Source organism: Kitasatospora sp. NPDC023120 (assembly GCF_055560835.1).
Window position 1 is genome coordinate 142,169 of sequence record NZ_JBVHHY010000010.1, and the last position, 15,806, is coordinate 157,974.

The following is a 15,806-nucleotide window of genomic DNA, read 5'->3' on the forward strand; positions in this document are numbered from 1 at the left end:
CCGCTCACCCTCCGTAGTCGGCCAGGTAGCGGAGCACCGTGTCGACGTGGGCCCGCACCCGGTCCGGAACGCCCCCGGCCGCCTCCACGGTCTTGTCGCTGGTCCGGTAGGCGGCCGTGACCAGGGCGGGCAGGTCGCGGGTGAAGCCGGCCCGCTTGAGCTGTTGGTCGAGCCAGCACACGTAGTTGCCCATCGCGGCGATCGCGTCGCCCGGGTCCAGGTAGGACTTCGGGCCGGCGTGGGTGGCCGCCTTGGCCCAGGCCTCGAAGACGGCGGGCGTCCACATGGCGATGCCGTACTCGCCGGTCTCCGGGCGGGCCGCGTCGGGGTCGAAGCCGCTCTCGGCCTTCAGCATCGCGGCCAGCAGCACCGGGGTGACCTCCGGTTCGGGGCAGCGCCGGGCGGCGTTCAGGATCATGTCCCGGTAGGCCGGCGGGACGTCCGAGCCGGGCGGGATCGCTCCCCGCAGCGCACCAGGGACCGGCAGCGCTCCGGGGCCGGGCGGCGCACCGGGGCCCGGCCGCGGGGGCGGGGCGCGGTGGGCGCCCGGTGCGGCGGGCTCGGGCCCGCCGGTCAGCGCGAGCACGGCGCACACGCAGGCCAGCAGGCCCGCGCCGGCCCGTACGGCGGTGCGGCGGCGCCGGGCCGGACGGGCGGTGGCCCGGGCGACCAGCGCGACGAGGTCGGTGCGGGCCCGCTCCTCCCGCCCGGGGGCGAGGCAGGCGGCGACCACGGGCCGCCAGCGTTCGGGCAGCGAGTCGTCCAGCCGCAGCGGCGCCGCGCCGCGCGCGTACGCCTGGGCGGCCAGCGAGCGGGCCCGGGCGGTGGCGCCGAGAAAGGGGTGCAGGCCGCCGGTGAGCAGCTGGTGGGCGATCACCCCGAAGGCCCAGACGTCGGCGCTGGGGCGGACGACGACTCCGCGCGCGCCGGTGCGCTGGGACCACCACTCGGGCGGGACGTGGTCGGGCGAGCCGAGCGGCGGGGCGTAGGCGTGGGTGCCCTCCAGCTCGGCGGTGAGACCGAAGTCGGCGATCTTGGCGGTGCCGTCGGGCATCAGGAGGACATTGGCCGGTTTCAGGTCCCCGTGCACCCAGCCGGCCCGGTGCATGTGGGCCAGCCCGGCGCAGACCTCGGCGAGGATGCGCTCGGCGCCGGGCACCGCCGCGCCCGGGCGGGCGGCGGAGAGCAGGTCCTGCAGGCTGCGGGCGGCGCGCTCCATGACCAGCGCGACGGCGCCGTCCAGGCCGGGGTGGTCCGGGTCGTCGACGGTGGCGACGGCGAGGGTGCGGATCAGGTGGGGGTGGTCGGCGCGGAGGCTGAACTGCTGCTCGCTGCGGGCCATCCGGGCGACGGTCCGCCGCTGACCGGGGCTGAACCGGGCGGCGCCGAGCAGTTTGACGGCGGCCTGGGTGCCGTCCGGGCCCTCGGCGGCGTGGACGCTGCCCCAGGCGCCCGCGCCGAGGAGGGCACCGAGGCGGTAGCCCGCGATCGGGTAGCCGTCCGGGACCTCGCAGGGCGGGCCCTGCGGCGGCCGCCGCCCGGGCGGCTCCGCGTCCGGGGCGGCGGGCTGCACGGTCTCCACTACCGGGCGGCCGCGCGCCGCGGCGGGAGCAGGGCCAGGTGCTCCTCCCGGACGAGGTCGAACCTCAGCGCCAGGGCCGCGAGTTCCTCGCGCTTGCCGCCGCCCGGGCTCTCCTCGTACGGCTCGCGCAGCCGCAGCTTGGTCTCCACCAGGTAGTCGATGTGGTAGTTCACCGCCGAGCGGGTCAGCCCGCGGCAGGAGGGCAGGGGGCGCAGCCGGGCCAGCACCTCGGTCACTCCGGGGACGGCGGCGACGGAGGGCGAGCGCAGCCGGGGCTCGCAGAGCGCGAGGAGCACCAGGAAGTACTTGGCGGTCGGGTCCAGGGCGAAGGGGCTGACGGTGTGCTCGCCGTCGGCGCTGCCGGGCCGGCCGTCCAGGTAGGCGTGCTGCGGGGCGAAGACCTTGAAGGAGGCGGGTTCGCCGAGCGCGGGCAGCAGCACCCGGGAGAGCTCGAAGGGCACCGGCGCACCGAGCCGCCCGGGCGCCACCTTGACGTGCTCCCCCGCGCCCTCCAGGTTCTCCACGACGTAGGTGGCGGAGGCGCTGAAGTTGGACAGCCGCCAGTAGTCCTCGGCCGCGACCACCTCGCCCGCGCTCCGGGAGACCCCTTGGTCGGGCAGCGGGATGGCGACCGGACGACCGGGTTCGCCGCGCCCGAACACGGCAGCCTCACCCGGGCCCATCCGCAGCAGTTCGGGTGCTCGTCCGGGCGTCATCTCGGGCCCCGGACAGGGAAGTTGCACGATGACGGTGTCCACGCAGCCACCTCCGTGGGATCGGGGTCGATGGTATCCGCCCGATTCGCCCCGGCGGCAAGCCGCGCCACTCGGACGGGTGAGGGGACATCGCCGGCCCCAGCCGGCAGCGCCGGGGTCGGCGTCAGCACCAGAGCCGGAGCGGCGAGCCGGTGTCGCCCACGAACCGATCCGCCATCGGGCCCCCAGCTGACCGGATATCGAACACTCGGCGAATGGTTGCAGCACGTAGTTGAACGGTCACCATGAGTGTGACGTAACACACACGCAACATGTTCACGACATGTGCAAGACTCATCTCAAGGAGTGAGATCCCCTTAATTTCCAAGGAGGTTCGAATCATGCGCGCTCGGATCGCAGCTGTGATGATGACGGCGGCAGGGATCGCCGGACTGACGGCAGGCCCGGCGATGGCCGCCACGGCAACGTCCGAGACCGGCACCACGGTCTGCGCCACCGTGCTCAACCAGCCCTGCACCTCGTACCAGGCCGACGGCAACGGCATCGTCGGCGTCGCCCGGGTCACCGCCGACCCGGCCCAGTTGACGGTCGTCAGGGTCGAGGTCCGCACCCAGGCCGCCTGGGGCAGCCCGTGGGAGACCGCCGCCTCGGCCACCACCGTGCGGATAGGTTCCGCGAAGGCCGTCACCCCGCGCGTCACCACCACCGACCTGCGCATGGTCTGCGCCACCGCCGGTCCGGCGCTGGACGCCGCCAAGCAGGTCACCACCTGTACCGGCCCGTTCTGAACCACCCGCTGAGCACGGGCACCGCCTTCAGGGCCGGCCGCCGGGACCCCCGCTCCCGGCGGCCGGCCCGCCCGCGTTCGCGCGCCGTCACGCCGGGTCCGGCACCGGCGGACAGGGCGACGGAGAGGGCGGCTGACCTGGCCCGGGTGGACCTGGGGCCCCGTTCACGGCAAACTGGTCTAGACCTCGGAGGTCTAGACCTCAGACTCGCCTCAGAACGGTGGACCCAGTATGGAAATCGTGATCGTCCCTGACGCCCCAGCGGCCGGCGAACTCATCGCCGCGGCGATCACCGATCTGCTGACCGACAAGCCCGACGCCCTGCTCGGCGTGGCGACCGGCTCGACCCCGCTGCCGATCTACCAGGCCCTCGCCGCACGGGTCGCCGACGGCCGCCTGGACGCCTCCCGGGCGCGCATCTGCCAGCTGGACGAGTACGTGGGCCTGCCGGCCGGCCACCCGGAGTCCTACCGCTCGGTGGTGCTGCGCGAGGTCGTGGAGCCGCTCGGCCTGACCGAGGACTCCTTCCTGGGCCCGGACGGCAACGCGACGGACATCGCCGGCGCGGCCACCGCCTACGACCGCGCGCTGGCCGAGGCCGGCGGCGTCGACCTCCAGCTGCTCGGCATCGGCACGGACGGCCACATCGGCTTCAACGAGCCCTGCTCCTCGCTCGCCTCCCGGACCCGGATCAAGACCCTGACCCGGCAGACCCGCGAGGACAACGCGCGCTTCTTCGACAGCATCGACGAGGTCCCGCACCACGTCATCACCCAGGGCGTCGGCACCATCCTGGAGGCCCGCCACCTCGTCCTGCTCGCCACCGGCGAGGCCAAGGCCGAGGCGGTCGCCCTCTCCGTCGAGGGCCCGCTCTCCGCCGCCGTCCCCGCCTCGGCCCTCCAGCTCCACCCGCACGCCACCGTGGTGGTCGACGAGGCCGCCGCCTCCCGTCTCAAGCTCGCCGACTACTTCCGCGACACCTACGCCGCCAAGCCGGCCTGGCAGAAGCTCTGAGCCTCCCGCGCAGCGCGCGAACGAGCCGGGGTGCCGGCCACCGATCCCGCCGGTGGCCGGCACCCCGGCTCGTCGGCGTCCGTCGCGGCGCCGGTCAGCGCTTGCGGAGCCAGCCGGCGAAGGCCTCCAGGGCCGGGGCCGGGTCGCGGCGGGCGACGCCGATGCGGAAGCGGTCGGTCGGGACGGAGGTGAGCTCGGAGCGGAAGACGCTCGCGGGCAGGAGGAGGACGCCGGCCTGGGCGACCAGGTCGGTGCAGAAGTCCTCCACCCCGTCCGCGCCGAGGTAGCGCGGGAAGGCGACGCCGCCGCCGTCGGGGGCGCGCCACTCGAAGAGGTCGGCGAAGTCGGCGAAGAAGGCGTCGAACAGCGGGAGGTTCTCCGCGACTATGCCGCGGTTGCGCGCCAGGATCCGGTCGCGGGCGGTGATCGCGATCCGGGCCAGCACCTCGCTCGGCGCCGAGTTGCAGATCGTGGTGTAGTGCTTGGCACGCTCCAGTCGGGCGCGCAACTCCCGGTCCCGGCAGGCGATCCAGCCGATCCGCAAGCCGGGAAGGCCGAGCGCCTTGGAGGTGACGTTGAGCGAGAGGGCGCGCTCGGAGAGGTCGGCGGCCTGCGGCAGGGTGCGGGCCGGGTCACGCTCCAGGCCGCGGTAGACCTCGTCCGAGAAGAGCCGGATGCCGCGCTCGTCGCAGAGTTCGGCGAGCCTGGCGAGATCGGTGGCGGGGATCAGCGCGCCGGTGGGGTTGTTGGGGAAGTTGACCGACAGCACCTTGGTGTTCGGGCGCAGCGCCGCCTCGACCGCGTCGAGGTCGAGCGCCCAGTCCTGCCGTTCGTCCAGCGCGACGCCGGTGACCTCGCACAGGGAGAGCGGGATGGTCTCGGCGGACTGGTAGCAGGGGGTCACCACCACCGCGTGGTCGCCCGGTTCGAGCAGCACCCGCATGGCGAGGTTGAGGCCCTCCTGGGCGCCACCGAAGCAGATCACGTCGTCCGCGTCGACGTGCTCGTACATGCCGGCGATCGCCCGGCGCAGCCCGGGGTCGCCGAAGGTCTCGGTGTAGCCGAGGGCGAGGGTGTCCCAGGCCTCGCGGTCCTCGGGGCCGGCCAGGGCGAGCAGTTCGGCCAGCGTCATGGTCTGGGCGTCGGAGGCCGTGAGGTGGTACCGGGCGGTGAACTCCCAGCGCGAGAGGTGGGTTTCGAGCCTGAACTCGGGGAGCTGGGGCATGGGGGCTGTTCCTTCCTGAGGCCGGCGTGGGTTCACCGGCGGGCGGGCGGGGCCGGCGGGGTCCGGGGCGTGTCCGACACGCCTTAGGGAGCTGCCGGGCCCGCGGGGTGCTTGAGTTCGGCGAGCAGGCTGTAGGCGGTCGAGCGGGAGATCCGCAGCGCGGTGGCGACGACGGGGACGGCGCGGCGGACGGCGAGCACCCCGGCCCGGTCGAGTTCGCGCAGCACGGCCAGCCGGTCCTCGCGGGTGAAGCGCTCCAGCGGGCGGCCCTGCGCGCGGACGTAGCCGCCGATCACGTCGTTCATCCGCTCCGTCCAGTCTCGTTCGAAGAGCGGTTCGGGGCGCGGTGCGGTGGGGGCGGCGAAGCCGGCCAACAGGGCGGCGGCCTGTTCCAGCGGGCCCCGGTCGAGGTTGACGCAGAGCACCGCCGAGGGCCGTCCGGCGTCGTCGCGCAGGACGGCGCTGACCGAGGAGAGCCGGCGGCCGTCGGGCAGCGCCTTCTCGTACGGGCCGTAGACGTCGGGCGCGGACGGGTCGACCTCGTCGAGTTCGCCGAGCATCGACGGGTCGCCGGGGGCGCGGGGGGTCATCGGGTTCCAGATGGCGAGCACCCGGTCGGTGGCCGGGTCGTGCAGCACCACCTCGGCGTACGGGCCGAGCAGCAGGGCCACCGCGCGGCAGACCGGGGCGAAGGTCCGCACGCGCGGGTCAGGGTTCTCCAAGGGCATGTCTGGACTTTACGTCCAGTCCGGACGATTCGTCCAGGAGGGGCGCACCCGCGCGCTGCACCCGCGCCGGCTGCCCGGGCCCGGACGGGCCTGGACCGACACCCGGGACCTGCCGGAGGTGCCCGCCGAACCGTTCCGCGACTGGTGGCGGAGGAACCGCGCATGACCGCGACATCGAACTCGACCGGGTGGAGGGGGTGCACGGTCCGCGCACCCTGGAGGTGCTCCTCGTCGGGCGGGAGTTCAGGCCGGCCTGAGCTCCAGGGTGCAGCACTTGGCCCCGCCGCCGCCCTTCAGCAGCTCGGAGACGTCCACCGGGATCGGCTGGTAGCCGTGCTCGGCGAGGCGGCCCGCGAGGTTCTTGGCCGTCTCCGGCAGCAGCACCCGGCGGCCGTCGGAGACCGCGTTGAGCCCGAACACCTCGGCGTCGGCGCGGTCGGCGAGGATGGCGTCCGGGTAGAGCGTGCGCAGCAGGGCGCGGCTGTCGGCGTCGAAGGCCTCCGGGTAGTACATGACGTGGTCGTCGGCGAGGACGGCCAGTGCGGTGTCCAGGTGGTAGAAGCGCGGGTCGACCAGGTTCAGGGTGACCACCGGGACGCCGAACAGCTCGCCCGCCTCGGCGTGCGCGGCGCGCGAGCTGCGGAAGCCCGTCCCGGCGAGCACCCGGCGGCCCACCACCAGGTGGTCGCCCTCGCCCTCGTTGACGTGGCCGGCGCGGCGGACCTCGCGGTAGCCGCGCCCCCGGAACCAGGCCTGGTAGGCGTCGGACTCGGCGGCGCGCTCCGGGTGGCGGAAGGTCGCCACCAGGGCCCGGCCGTCCAGCACGGTCGCGCCGTTGGCGGCGTAGACCATGTCGGGCAGGCCGGGCAGCGGGTCGATCAGCTCGACGGTGTGGCCGAGGCGGCGGTAGGTCCGGTGGAGCCGCTCCCACTGACGCAGCGCGAGCGCGGTGTCGGTGGGCTGGGCCGGGTCCATCCACGGGTTGATCGCGTAGTCCACGGTGAAGTGCGTCGGCCTGCACATCAGGTAGCGGCGTGGCCGGGCGGTGCGCTCCGGGGTCTGCGGGGGCATGGCTCAACCGTCCTTGGCTCGCGGGAGGTCCGGGGTTTCCGGAGTTCCGCCGGTACGCCGGTGGGCCGGTCGGCCGGTACGCCGGTGGATCGGTGCGTCGGTCGGCCGGTGCACCGGGACGCCGGTGCGGAACGCCGCTCTGTTCCAGAGGCGGCTGCCCCGGCGACACCGTTCGCACACCCGCGCGGGCGCCCCGGCTGGACGCACGCCCCCGCGCACCCGGCGCGAGCCCCGGCGCACGGGCCCTCCGCAGCGGGCTGCCGGCGCGGCTACCAGCGGACCGCCGTGAAGTCCACCGGCGCGGACCGCAGCTCCCGGCAGCGCTCGGCGAGGGCGCGCAGCCGCCGGTCCGTCTCCTCGGCGGGCATCCGGCGCCGGTCGCCGTGGCCGGGCAGCAGCCACTCGAAGCGGAGCACGTCCAGGCTGCGCCCCAGCGAGGCGGCCTGCTCCTCGATCGAGTACCAGGTGATGGCCTCGTGCACCTCCAGGTCCTCGGTGGTGCGGGACCAGTAGAGGCTGTCGCCGCTGAAGCAGTACCGCTCCTCGACGACGAACAGCACGCTGCCCCGGGTGTGACCGGGGAAGGGGTGAGCGACCAGGCCTGGGGCGATCTCCACCGGCTCTGTCCCGCGCAGCACCCGGTCAGCGCCGGGGGCGGCGTCGAGGTCGCCCTCGTGGATCCAGAGCCGGGCGCCCAGCCGGTCGGCGTACTCCCGGCCGTGCGCGGCGTGGTCGCGGTGGGTGAGCAGGACGTCGGTCACCGGGCCGAGCGCGGCGTAGCGGGCGGCGAGGGCCTCGCTGTAGCGGGGCGTGTCGATCATCACCCAGCCGGTGGGGCGGCGGCAGAGGTAGGAGTTGGCGCCCGCGGTGAGGCGGGAGTTGTGGCCGAGCAGCAGCACCTCGTCGTCGAGCGCGAGCGGGAAGGGGTCGGCGGCCGGGTCGAGCGGGCCGGTGCCGGGTCGGATGGAGCGGGTCGGGCAGGCGTGGGCGGCGGCCTGCAGTTGTCGGCGCTCGGCCTCGTCGCGCGGTTGGCGGACCAGCTCGGAGCGGCCGGCGTGCTCGCGGACCAGGCCGGGTGCGAGCTGCCGGGCGACGTCGCAGTTGGTGCAGCGGTCGTCGATGGACCAGTTCTCGGGCGCGTCGGAGCGCGGGTTCGCAGCCATGGATGTCTTCCCCCAGAAGGACGGCGGCCGGGGCGGTCGCTCCCTTCGAGCATCGGCCCGGCGGCCCCAAAAGCGGAAGGGGGTACGGATCTTGTGCTTTCCGGGGCCCGGCGCTCCGGGCGGCGCGCGGGGGCCGAAGAGGGTACGTGGTCCATCTCACGTGCCACCGGGGTCACCTACGGTGGCGTAGGTCACTTGATTGGGTGAACTATCTCTTTCATGCCGAACCTCCAGGAGACCCTTGACCTCAGTTCGTACGCCGCCCTCGGGGACAGCTTCACCGAAGGCCTGAACGACCCCGGTGTCGACGGCAGGTTCGCCGGGTGGGCCGACCGCCTGGCCGGGCTGCTCGCCGACGGGCGTCCGCCGGGCGCGTTCCGCTACGCCAACCTGGCGGTGCGCGGCCGGCTGCTGGACCAGATCGCGGCCGAGCAGGTGCCGGAGGTCCGCCGGCTCCAGCCCGACCTGGTCACCTTCTGCGCCGGCGGAAACGACATCCTGCGACCGGGCGCCGACCCGGACGAGGTGGCCGAGCGCTTCGAGGCCGCCGTCGTCCAACTCGCCGAATCCGCCGGGACGGTGCTGATCTGCACCGGCTTCGACACCCGAGACGTGCCGCTGCTCAAGCACCTGCGCGGCAAGATCGCGACCTACAACGGGCACATGCGGGCCGTCGCCGACCGCAACGGCTGCAAGGTGGCCGACCTGTGGTCGCTGCGCTCGGTGCAGGACCGCCGCGCGTGGAGCGAGGACCGCCTGCACCTGTCTCCCGAGGGCCACCAGCGGGTCGCCCTGCTGGCCGCCCGCTCGCTGGGCCTGGCCACCGAGCAGGACCCGGAGGCGCCCTGGCCGGACGCCCGCGTGCTCACCTCCGCCGACCAGCGGCGGGAGAACATCCAGTGGGCCCGCGAGCACCTGATCCCCTGGGTCGGCCGACGCCTGCGCGGCGAGTCCTCCGGCGACCACGTCGAGCCCAAGCGGCCCGAGCTGATGCCACTCTGACGGTTCGTCGGTCCTCGGGAGTCACACACCACCGGGTGCTGCGGTCCGGGCAGCCCGCAGCACCCGGTGCACCACGCACACCCCACGGCTCCGACCGGGCGCCGCTCACGTCCGCCCACGCGCCCCCGCCCCGGGACGCCGACGCATCTCACGCGTCCCGCAGGAACCACCGCAGCGCGTCGGACGTCCCTCCCCCCGATGAACCATCCGCGCAGGTCGCGGGCGGGTGAGGACCGGAAGGGACGGGCGGGGCGCGGTGGCGCGGATGACCGAGGCAGTGGACGGGTCGGGGCCGAGAACGGCGGGGGGCCGGGGCAGGCCGACCGTGGTGGCACAGCGGAGCACGGCCGGTGCGGACGGCCCGGGCGGGCAGGCGCGGCGCGGCTTCGCGGTGGCCGGGTTCGCGTCGACGCAGGACGGGCGGGCGCGGGAGCGGGGCAAGGAGCTGCGGGCGCGGGTGCCCCGGGAGCGGCACGCGGAGTTCGCCCTCACCCCGGGGCGCCCGACCGCCGTGGAGGCGATCGAGGCGTCGAACGCGGGCCGGATAGCCGAGCTGGTGCCGATCCGGGTGGGGCGGATGGCCGCCACGCCGTTCGCGTTCCTGCGCGGGTCGGCCGGGCTGATGGCCGCCGACCTCGCGGGCACGCCGGTCACCGGGGTGAACGCGCAGCTGTGCGGCGACGCGCACGCCGCGAACTTCGGCCTGTACGGCGATGCGCGCGGCCAACTGGTCATGGACATCAACGACTTCGACGAGACCGTGCCCGGCCCGTGGGAGTGGGACCTCAAGCGGCTGGCCGCCAGCCTGGTGCTGGCCGGCCGGGAGACCGGCGCGAGCGAGAGCACCGCGCGCGAGGCCGCCGAGCACGTGGCCGGCGCGTACCGCCGCACCATGCGCACGCTCGCCAAGCTGCCCGCACTGGACGCCTGGAACGCCGTCGCCGACGAGCAGCTGGTGTCCTTCGCCGAGGCGCACGACCTCGCGGACGTGCTGCGCAAGGTCGGTGCCAAGGCGCTCGGCAACACCAGCGCGAAGTTCGCCGCCCGTAGCGCCGACCGTACGGCGGACGGCGGGTGGCGCTTCACCGCCGCTCCCCCGGTGCTCACCGAGGTGACCGACGCGACCGCCCGGGCCGTCGCCCACGCGCTCGGCCCGTACGTGGAGACGGTGCCCGCCGAGGTGCGCACGCTGCTGTCCCGCTACCGGGTGCAGGACGTGGCGTTCCGGGTGGTGGGCACCGGCAGCGTGGGCACCCGCTCGTACGTGGTGCTGCTGACCGACCACCGGGACCAGCCGCTGGTGCTGCAGGTGAAGGAGGCCCGCCCGTCCGCGCTGCTGCCGTACCTGCCGCAGGCGGGCCGGGTGGACCAGGACGGGCACGAGGGCCGCCGGGTGGTGCTCGGCCAGAAGCACATGCAGGTGGTCAGCGACACCCTGCTGGGCTGGACGACGGTCGACGGACTCCCGTACCAGGTGCGGCAGTTCCGCAACCGGAAGGGCAGCGTCGACCCGGCCGCGCTGCAGCCCTCGCAGCTGGACGACTACGCGCGGATCACCGGTGCCCTGCTGGCCCGGGCGCACGCGCACACCGCCGACCCGGGCCTGCTCGCCGGGTACTGCGGCAAGGGCGAGGCGCTGGACGAGGCGGTCGGGGCCTTCGCCGTCGCCTACGCGGACCGCACCGAGGCCGACCACGCCGATCTGCTCACCGCGGTGCGCAGCGGGCGGCTGCCCGCCGAGCACGGCGTCTGACCGTCAGCGGGACAGGAACGGCGCCACCGCGGCGACGAACTCCCCGGGCCGGGCACCGTGCACCAGGTGCCCGGCCTCGACGGTGACCAGGCGGCAGTCCGGGATCAGCCGGGCGAGTTCGGCGATCCGCTCCTGGGGGACGGGGCTGCTCGGACCGCCGGCGACCGCCAGGGTGCGGGCGGTGATCCCCGCCAGCCCCTCCCGCCAGGCCGGGTCGGGGGTGTCCAGCTGGGCCTTGACGGCCCGGACCATCGCCCAGTCGAAGTGCACGTCCTCGTCGGGGTCGTCCGGCACCGCGCCGGCCGGGCGCGGGTACAGCGCGGGGATCTCCTCCAGCACCAGCCGGCCGATCCGCTCCGGTGCCGCCTGGGCGAGGAGGTAGGCGACGGCGCCGCCCATCGAGTGGCCGACCAGGTCGACCCGGTCCAGCCCGAGCGCGTCCAGGAAGGCCAGCACGTCGTCGCGCATCGCCTGCAGGCTGTACGCCCCGGTGCGGCCGCTGTCCCCGTGGCCGCGCAGGTCGAGCGCGTACACGTGGTGGCCGGGCGCGAGGGCGGGCAGGACGACGTCCCAGTCGGAGGCGCGCTCGCCGAGCGCGTGCAGCAGCACCAGCGGCGGGCCGTCGGCGCGGCCGCTCTCGCGGTAGGCGAGCGTCACCTCGGGCAGGTCCACGCTCCGTACGTCGGTCATGCCGACCACGGTAGGGGCCTGGGAACGGCTAGCGGACGGGTGTTCGCCCTCGGCGCAGGGCTGTCGGCTCCCCTTCGAGCCGCTCCCGGGCGGCGGTGCGGCCGGCGAGGACGGAGGTCAGCACGGCGAGTGCGGCCACCGCCGCGCAGACCGCGCTCGCGGCGAGGTAGGCGGAGCGGTGCCCGCCGCCTCCGGCGGTCTGCCGCAGGTAGACGCCGGACAGCGCCGAGACCGCGACGGCTGCCGCGATCCGCTGCGTCATCTGCAGGATCGCCCCGCTCACCCCGGCCGCCTCGGCGGGTGCGTGGCGCAGCACGTAGGCCTGGTTGGTCGAGCCCATCAGGCCGATCGAGGCGCCGCCGAGGAGCTGCAGGAGGGCCAGCAGCCAGGGCAGCACGGCGGCCGACGCCCAGTGCGCGACCAGCCCGCCGGCGAGCATGGTCAGGGCGGATCCGGCCATGCCGACGGTGACGGTGCGTCGGCCGAAGCGCTGGACGACCCGCCAGGCGAGCGCGGAGGCCACGCCCATGGCGACCGCAGAGGGCAGCGCGACCAGCGCGGCGCCCATCGGGGAGAGCCCGAGGCCGTCCTGGAGGAACATGGTGAGGACAAGCGAGGCGGCCAGTGAGGAGCCGAACTGGGCCATCGCCGTCGCCGTGCCGAGCGCGTACGGCGCGGAGCGGGTGAGCGCGGGGTGGATCAGCGGATGGCCGCCGGCACGGGCGTAGCGGCGCTGCCACCCGGCGAGCGTGCCGAGCAGCAGGAGGGCGGCGGACGCGAAGGCCAGCCAGCCCAGCCAGCCGGGCGGCTGGACGAAGGGCAGCATCAGGGCGAGGGTGAGCGCGCCGACCAGCAGCAGGCCGAGGATGTCGAGATCGGCGTGCCGGGCGCTGGGGCGGGGCTTGGGCAGGTGTCTGGCGGCCAGGACGGCGGTGGCCAGACCGAACGGGACGTTGAGCAGGAAGGTCAGCCGCCAGCCTTGCTCGGGGCCAGCCGCCGCCAGCACCGCGCCGCCGATCGGCGGGCCGAGGGCGAAGGCGAGGCCGCCGGTGACGGCGTACATGCCGAGGGCGCGGGCCCGCAGCTGGCCGTCGAAGACGTCCTGGAGGGTGCCGATCATCTGGGAGTTGACCAGACCCGCCCCCGCGCCCTGGAGCAGTCGGGCGGCGATCAGCACCCCGGGCCCGGTGGCGGTCGCGGAGACCAGGCTGACCAGGGTGAACAGGGCGAGTCCGGAGACGAAGAACCACTTGCGGCCCTTGACGTCGCCCAGCCGCCCGCCGGGGATCAGCGCGAGGCCGAAGGCGAGCGAGTACCCGGCGACGATCCACTACAGGTCGGCGGGCCCGGCGTGCAGGGTCTCACGCAGGGCGGGGACGGAGGTGTTGAGCACGGACTGGTCGAGCAGCGTGGTGAAGCCGCCCGCGACGCAGACCAGCAGCACCCGGCGCCCCGCGGCGTCGAAGCGCTCCCTCGGTATCGGACCGGTGGCGGCGCTCACGGCTCGACCACCACCAGCGCGTACCGGGCGTCGCCCGGGCCGAGGCTGCGGAAGCGGCTGGTCCCGGCGACGTAGCGCAGGCAGTCGCCGGGGGCGAGCGCTTGCGCCTCGCCGTCCACGGTCAGCTCCAACCGCCCCTCGAACAGCCAGAGGTGGTGCTCCCGGCCGGGCGTGCAGGCCCGGTCGTAGGCGATGTCGGCGCCCGCGGGCAGCCGCCCCTCGATGATCTCCGCCCGCAGCGAGCCGTGCGGCGGCGAGACCGAGCGGCGCACGAAGCCGGTCGTCGCGTCCCGCCACACCTGCTGGTCCCCGGCCCGCACCAGCCGCGCCGGGCCCGCCTCCACCTCGGCGAGCAGCCGCGACATCGTCCGCCCGTACACGGCGCACAGCCGCCCGAGCAGCGCGGCCGTCGGGCTGACCTCCGCCCGCTCCACCCGCGACAGCGTCGACCGGCTGACGTCCGCCAGCCGCGCCAACTCCTCCAAGGTCCACCCGCGTTCGAGCCTCAGCTCGGCGAGCCGCTGTGCCAGCCGGTCGTCGGCGGCCGTGTCGATTCCCATATTCGCGATGCTATCCCGGATATGAGATCCACTCTCCCGGATTTCGGCGTCCCGTGATCGCCCCATCGGGAACCGGATCGCTCGCTCGGCGAGTGTCCGTTCTCGTCAGGGGGTCGGCCCAGGCGGGTCGCTGATCATATGATGTGCGGCGAATCGTGGCCGGTCAGCGGCCCGAACGGCGAGGGGGACGATCGTGTTCGGCATCATCAGACCATGCAGGCACCGGCTGTCCGAGCGACTGCAGACCTCCTGGATGGCCCATCTGTGCGGGCTCTGCCTCGCACTGCGCGACGACCACGGCCAGCTCGCCCGGACCGCCACCAACTACGACGGTCTGATCATCTCCGTCCTGGTCGAGGCCCAGGCCGGCCGGGAGGACTCCTCCTGGCGCCGCACCGCCGGGCCGTGCCCGCTGCGCGGCATGCGGACCGCCTCCGTGGCCAAGGGCGAGGGCGCCCGGCTCGCCGCCGCCGTATCGCTGGCGCTCGCCTCGGTGAAGATCCGCGACCACGTCGAGGACCGCGACGGCGTGTTCGCCCGCCGCCCGGTCGCCGCGGGCGCCCGGGCGGTCACCCGGCGCTGGGACCGGCAGAGCGCCGGCAGTGCCTCCACGGTCGGCTTCGACACCGCCGTCCTGCTCGAAGCCGCCTCCCGACAGGGCGAGTTGGAGCGCTCCCTGCAACCCGGCGGCTCCGTCCTGCTGGTCACCGAGCCCACCGAGACCGCCACCTCGGCCGCCTTCGCACACACCGCCGTGATCGCCGGACGCCCCGGCAACGCCGCCCCGCTCGCCGAGGCCGGGCGGCTGTTCGGCCGGCTCGCCCACCTCCTCGACGCCGCCGAGGACCAGACCGCCGACGCCGCCTCCGGCGCCTGGAACCCGCTCACCGCCACCGGGACCGACCGCGCCGAGGCCGAGCGGCTCTGCCGCGACGCCGTCCACGGCATCCGGCTCGCGCTGCGCGAGGTCGAGCTGACCGACCGGGCGCTGGTCCACGTCCTGCTCGCCCACGAGACCGAGAGCGCCGTCGACCGGGTCTTCGGAGCCCGGCACGCGGCGAGCTGCCGCACCAAGGGCGGTGCGGGGCACGGCGCGACCGGGGGCGCCTCGGCCGAGCACCCGCACCAGGCGCCGCCGCACCAGGCACCGCCCGGTCAGGACCCGGGCGCGCCCGTCCCGCCGTGGGTGCCGCAGGGCCCCGGCTTCACCCCGCCCGGCTCGAAGCCGCCGCACCCCCGCAACCTGCTCGCCGGGTGCGCGGTGTGGGCGCTGATGGCCTGCACCTGCCAGCTGCTCTGCTGCGAGCACAACGACCCGTTCAGCCGCGAGCGCCGCAAGGGCTTCTGCGACCGGCACGACTGCTGCGACTGTGACTGCGACTGCTGCAGCGGTTGCGACGGCTGCGGCGACTGCTGCAGCTGCTGTGACGGGTGCGACGGCTGCGACTGCGGGTGCGACTGCTGATCCTCCGTCAGCCGGACGCCTGGACTCCCGCGTTCCCCTCCTGATCGACCGCCACCGGCCCGGGGTGCCCCCGCAGCACCCCGGGCCGGTCCGCGCCCCCGCGCTCCTTCCGCGCACCGCCCCCCTCGCCGCGCCGCCACAGCGGAACCACCGCCACCGGGCGCGGCCCGGGCAGGACGGGCGCTCTCTCAGGCATCACGCCGTGCCGCCTCCCGGTCCGCCGCCAGCGAGTGCTCCAGCCTCGCCAGCAACTGCCGGAACCGCTCGGCGTCCTGCTCCGTCATCCGCCCCTCGGGCACCGCCCCCGGCCGCTCGGCCGCTCTCTCGTCCATGCGCACGACGCTAGGCGGTGACGATCAATGGCCGATAAACGCGCCCTGAAGAACGCGGCTCGGAGCCGGGCGCTCAGACCGCCGGGACCGGGATGCAGATGCTCCCGGTCACCGGGTCGAACCCGGGAGTCTGCCCGGGGGCGCAGGGAACGATCGGGATCTGGCCCGGGTACGGGCAGGAGGCCGTCGGCGGGGGCCGCCACGGCACCGCCGGCG

The 15,806-nt window shown here is 75.1% G+C and carries 16 protein-coding genes and 1 pseudogene; 6 read left to right on the forward strand and 11 right to left on the reverse strand.

Features of this window, described 5'->3' with window-relative positions:
* Window positions 1–4: 4 nt before the first annotated feature.
* Together ACZ3TI_RS16870 and ACZ3TI_RS16875 are read right to left on the reverse strand one after the other, a co-directional pair.
* Entirely contained in the window at window positions 5–1,573 is a 1,569-nt protein-coding gene (locus ACZ3TI_RS16870; RefSeq protein ID WP_465726973.1) for a serine/threonine-protein kinase, read from the reverse strand.
* Window positions 1,574–1,581: 8 nt separating this feature from the next.
* Window positions 1,582–2,340: a serine/threonine protein kinase gene (locus ACZ3TI_RS16875; protein ID WP_465726974.1), complete on the reverse strand. Its 759-nt coding sequence runs from the start codon at window positions 2,338–2,340 to the stop codon at window positions 1,582–1,584.
* Between the two features lie 338 nt (window positions 2,341–2,678).
* Between ACZ3TI_RS16875 and ACZ3TI_RS16880 the strand changes: the two genes are divergently transcribed.
* Both ACZ3TI_RS16880 and ACZ3TI_RS16885 read left to right on the forward strand, forming a co-directional pair.
* The gene (locus tag ACZ3TI_RS16880; protein ID WP_465726975.1) at window positions 2,679–3,086 is read left to right on the forward strand and encodes a hypothetical protein; all 408 of its coding nucleotides are present in this window, start codon (window positions 2,679–2,681) and stop codon (window positions 3,084–3,086) included.
* A 231-nt stretch (window positions 3,087–3,317) separates the two neighbouring features.
* The gene (locus tag ACZ3TI_RS16885) at window positions 3,318–4,100 is read left to right on the forward strand and encodes a glucosamine-6-phosphate deaminase (RefSeq protein ID WP_465726976.1); all 783 of its coding nucleotides are present in this window, start codon (window positions 3,318–3,320) and stop codon (window positions 4,098–4,100) included.
* A gap of 94 nt (window positions 4,101–4,194) precedes the next feature.
* Here the strand turns inward: ACZ3TI_RS16885 and ACZ3TI_RS16890 are convergent, their stop codons facing one another.
* Both ACZ3TI_RS16890 and ACZ3TI_RS16895 read right to left on the reverse strand, forming a co-directional pair.
* Window positions 4,195–5,325 carry an aminotransferase class I/II-fold pyridoxal phosphate-dependent enzyme gene (locus tag ACZ3TI_RS16890; RefSeq protein ID WP_465726977.1) on the reverse strand — a complete coding sequence of 377 codons (1,131 nt, stop codon included), beginning with the start codon at window positions 5,323–5,325 and terminating at the stop codon, window positions 4,195–4,197.
* Between the two features lie 83 nt (window positions 5,326–5,408).
* Window positions 5,409–6,053: a helix-turn-helix transcriptional regulator gene (locus ACZ3TI_RS16895; protein ID WP_465726978.1), complete on the reverse strand. Its 645-nt coding sequence runs from the start codon at window positions 6,051–6,053 to the stop codon at window positions 5,409–5,411.
* A 43-nt stretch (window positions 6,054–6,096) separates the two neighbouring features.
* Here ACZ3TI_RS16895 and ACZ3TI_RS16900 point away from each other — a divergent pair.
* Window positions 6,097–6,219 (forward strand): annotated as a pseudogene (locus ACZ3TI_RS16900) (hypothetical protein); the annotation flags it as partial.
* Window positions 6,220–6,296: 77 nt separating this feature from the next.
* On the opposite strand, the gene ddaH reads toward ACZ3TI_RS16900, so the two are convergent.
* Together ddaH and ACZ3TI_RS16910 are read right to left on the reverse strand one after the other, a co-directional pair.
* Entirely contained in the window at window positions 6,297–7,124 is an 828-nt protein-coding gene (gene ddaH / locus ACZ3TI_RS16905) for a dimethylargininase (protein WP_465726979.1), read from the reverse strand.
* Between the two features lie 269 nt (window positions 7,125–7,393).
* On the reverse strand, window positions 7,394–8,287 hold the full coding sequence (locus ACZ3TI_RS16910; RefSeq protein ID WP_465726980.1) for an MBL fold metallo-hydrolase: 894 nt from the start codon (window positions 8,285–8,287) through the stop codon (window positions 7,394–7,396).
* A 219-nt stretch (window positions 8,288–8,506) separates the two neighbouring features.
* Between ACZ3TI_RS16910 and ACZ3TI_RS16915 the strand changes: the two genes are divergently transcribed.
* Together ACZ3TI_RS16915 and ACZ3TI_RS16920 are read left to right on the forward strand one after the other, a co-directional pair.
* Window positions 8,507–9,289 (forward strand): SGNH/GDSL hydrolase family protein, encoded by a 783-nt coding sequence (locus tag ACZ3TI_RS16915; protein ID WP_465726981.1) that lies wholly within the window; start codon window positions 8,507–8,509, stop codon window positions 9,287–9,289.
* A 265-nt stretch (window positions 9,290–9,554) separates the two neighbouring features.
* Window positions 9,555–11,042, forward strand: a complete 1,488-nt coding sequence (locus ACZ3TI_RS16920) for a DUF2252 domain-containing protein (protein ID WP_465726982.1) — start codon at window positions 9,555–9,557, stop codon at window positions 11,040–11,042.
* A gap of 3 nt (window positions 11,043–11,045) precedes the next feature.
* On the opposite strand, the gene ACZ3TI_RS16925 is transcribed toward ACZ3TI_RS16920, so the two are convergent.
* Genes ACZ3TI_RS16925 through ACZ3TI_RS16940 form a run of 4 tightly spaced genes read right to left on the reverse strand, consistent with a single transcriptional unit; the run spans window position 11,046 to window position 13,793 of the window.
* Complete coding sequence (locus ACZ3TI_RS16925; RefSeq protein WP_465726983.1) at window positions 11,046–11,732, reverse strand: alpha/beta fold hydrolase; 687 nt, start codon at window positions 11,730–11,732, stop codon at window positions 11,046–11,048.
* 28 nt (window positions 11,733–11,760) lie between these two features.
* A complete protein-coding gene (locus tag ACZ3TI_RS16930; protein ID WP_465727092.1) occupies window positions 11,761–13,059 on the reverse strand; it encodes an MFS transporter in 1,299 nt (432 codons plus the stop codon).
* 3 nt (window positions 13,060–13,062) lie between these two features.
* Window positions 13,063–13,233, reverse strand: coding sequence for a hypothetical protein (locus tag ACZ3TI_RS16935; protein ID WP_465726984.1), 171 nt, complete (start codon window positions 13,231–13,233; stop codon window positions 13,063–13,065).
* Window positions 13,230–13,793, reverse strand: coding sequence for a helix-turn-helix domain-containing protein (locus ACZ3TI_RS16940; RefSeq protein WP_465726985.1), 564 nt, complete (start codon window positions 13,791–13,793; stop codon window positions 13,230–13,232). Before ACZ3TI_RS16940 ends, ACZ3TI_RS16935 begins: the two co-directional genes overlap by 4 nt.
* 193 nt (window positions 13,794–13,986) lie before the next feature.
* Between ACZ3TI_RS16940 and ACZ3TI_RS16945 the strand changes: the two genes are divergently transcribed.
* Window positions 13,987–15,258, forward strand: a complete 1,272-nt coding sequence (locus ACZ3TI_RS16945) for a DUF5685 family protein (protein WP_465726986.1) — start codon at window positions 13,987–13,989, stop codon at window positions 15,256–15,258.
* A gap of 188 nt (window positions 15,259–15,446) precedes the next feature.
* Here the strand turns inward: ACZ3TI_RS16945 and ACZ3TI_RS16950 are convergent, their stop codons facing one another.
* Window positions 15,447–15,590 carry a hypothetical protein gene (locus ACZ3TI_RS16950; RefSeq protein ID WP_465726987.1) on the reverse strand — a complete coding sequence of 48 codons (144 nt, stop codon included), beginning with the start codon at window positions 15,588–15,590 and terminating at the stop codon, window positions 15,447–15,449.
* Between the last annotated feature and the right edge of the window lie 216 nt (window positions 15,591–15,806).

Bases quoted from the DNA above. Each gene is read 5' to 3' on its own strand.
- ACZ3TI_RS16915 (WP_465726981.1), top strand. From the start codon at position 8,507: ATGCCGAACCTCCAGGAGACCCTTGACCTCAGTTCGTACGCCGCCCTC.
- ACZ3TI_RS16940 (WP_465726985.1), bottom strand. From the start codon at position 13,793: ATGGGAATCGACACGGCCGCCGACGACCGGCTGGCACAGCGGCTCGCC.
- ACZ3TI_RS16910 (WP_465726980.1), bottom strand. From the start codon at position 8,287: ATGGCTGCGAACCCGCGCTCCGACGCGCCCGAGAACTGGTCCATCGAC.
- ACZ3TI_RS16895 (WP_465726978.1), bottom strand. From the start codon at position 6,053: ATGCCCTTGGAGAACCCTGACCCGCGCGTGCGGACCTTCGCCCCGGTC.
- ACZ3TI_RS16885 (WP_465726976.1), top strand. From the start codon at position 3,318: ATGGAAATCGTGATCGTCCCTGACGCCCCAGCGGCCGGCGAACTCATC.
- ACZ3TI_RS16925 (WP_465726983.1), bottom strand. From the start codon at position 11,732: ATGACCGACGTACGGAGCGTGGACCTGCCCGAGGTGACGCTCGCCTAC.
- ACZ3TI_RS16880 (WP_465726975.1), top strand. From the start codon at position 2,679: ATGCGCGCTCGGATCGCAGCTGTGATGATGACGGCGGCAGGGATCGCC.
- ACZ3TI_RS16890 (WP_465726977.1), bottom strand. From the start codon at position 5,325: ATGCCCCAGCTCCCCGAGTTCAGGCTCGAAACCCACCTCTCGCGCTGG.
- ACZ3TI_RS16950 (WP_465726987.1), bottom strand. From the start codon at position 15,590: ATGGACGAGAGAGCGGCCGAGCGGCCGGGGGCGGTGCCCGAGGGGCGG.
- ACZ3TI_RS16920 (WP_465726982.1), top strand. From the start codon at position 9,555: ATGACCGAGGCAGTGGACGGGTCGGGGCCGAGAACGGCGGGGGGCCGG.
- ddaH (WP_465726979.1), bottom strand. From the start codon at position 7,124: ATGCCCCCGCAGACCCCGGAGCGCACCGCCCGGCCACGCCGCTACCTG.